2 protein-coding genes are annotated in these 1,208 nt (G+C 63.3%); both read right to left on the bottom strand.

Features of this window, described 5'->3' with window-relative positions; genetic code table 11:
- The coding region (locus FJ980_RS32715) for an FAD-dependent oxidoreductase (RefSeq protein WP_140547569.1) at positions 1 to 408 on the bottom strand (408 nt) is incomplete at its 3' end.
- Between the two features lie 168 nt (positions 409 to 576).
- The coding region (locus FJ980_RS32710; RefSeq protein ID WP_181181399.1) for a substrate-binding domain-containing protein at positions 577 to 1,208 on the bottom strand (632 nt) is incomplete at its 5' end.

Raw genomic sequence — 1,208 nt, 5'->3', positions numbered from 1 at the left:
ATCCAGGAGGCGAGTGTCGAGCCCATGGATCGCGGCGATCTTCATGAATTCTTCGAAATCGGCCATGTCCTTGTCGGAGTTCGCCAGATAGGTCACACCTGTCTGGTCCAGCCCGATGTCTTCGCCGCATTCCTCAGCCAGTTGCCGCCATAGGCGAAAAGCCTCGATGACAATTGGCAGTTCATCTGCGTCGCGCCCCTGCTTTCGAATCCAGCCCCAATTTCGGGACGATTGTTCGGCCGCAACGCGGCCTTTTTCCAGCAGCGTGACCGGAATGTTCCGCTCCGCCAGGAAAAGAGCCGTCGTTACGCCGATAATGCCGCCACCAATGATGACCACCTCCGAACGCTTCGGCGGTGGGCCAGGATGTTGGATTGGATCCATTTCGGAGAACGGGAATATGGGCAAGTGGGCATCCAGGAGGGCTGGTTGATGGCTTCGGCTTACTGGTTGCCACCCTCTAAAAGCCAAAGCAAGCGCGGTGCAGGCAGACCACTATCCATGACACTGCAATCGATCGTCCGGCAACGCCCGCAAGCGGTCGAACTCGGCCCCTCGGAGCGATTGGCTCTAACCCTAGGCAGGCGCTCCGGCAACCGACCCCCTGATCACCAGGTCGACCGGCCAGACCTCGCCGCGCGGGCCCTCTTCCAGGCCCGATATCCGTGCGGCCAGACGCTCGGCGATGCGGGCGCCGGCGAGCCGGATCGAGGAGCGCGTCGTCGACAGCGGTACGGAGAAATTCTCCGGCTTCAGCCATGGGAAGACGTCGTCATGTGCAATTAATGAGATGTCGCCGGGGATGCTCAGGCCGAGGTCGCGCACGGCGCGCACGACGCCGAGCGCCATGATCAGGCTGGAGCAGGCGATCGCGGTCGGCGCGCCGTCCTGTTCGAGCAGGCGCCGGGCGGCGCGATAGCCGTTCTCCTCGGTCATGGCAACGGAGCAGACATGGCGGTCGCCCAAGGTCAGGCCGCTCGCGGCGAGCGCCCGGCGCACGCCTCGCTCGCGATGCACGGCGAAGGTTTCGCGGTCATCGCCATTAATCAGCGCCAGCCGCCGGTGGCCGAGCTGGACGAGCAGTCGCGCCGCCTCGTGAAAGGCGCCCTCATTGTCGATGTCGAGATAGGGATAGTCGAAATCGAAACCTTCGCTGCGGCCATGGATGATGAAGGGTATACCGAGCGTGTTGACCAGCGCCACACGCC

Source organism: Mesorhizobium sp. B1-1-5, assembly GCF_006443065.1.
Taxonomy (GTDB): Bacteria; Pseudomonadota; Alphaproteobacteria; order Rhizobiales; family Rhizobiaceae; genus Mesorhizobium.
This window is presented reverse-complemented; position numbering and strand designations above follow the sequence as displayed.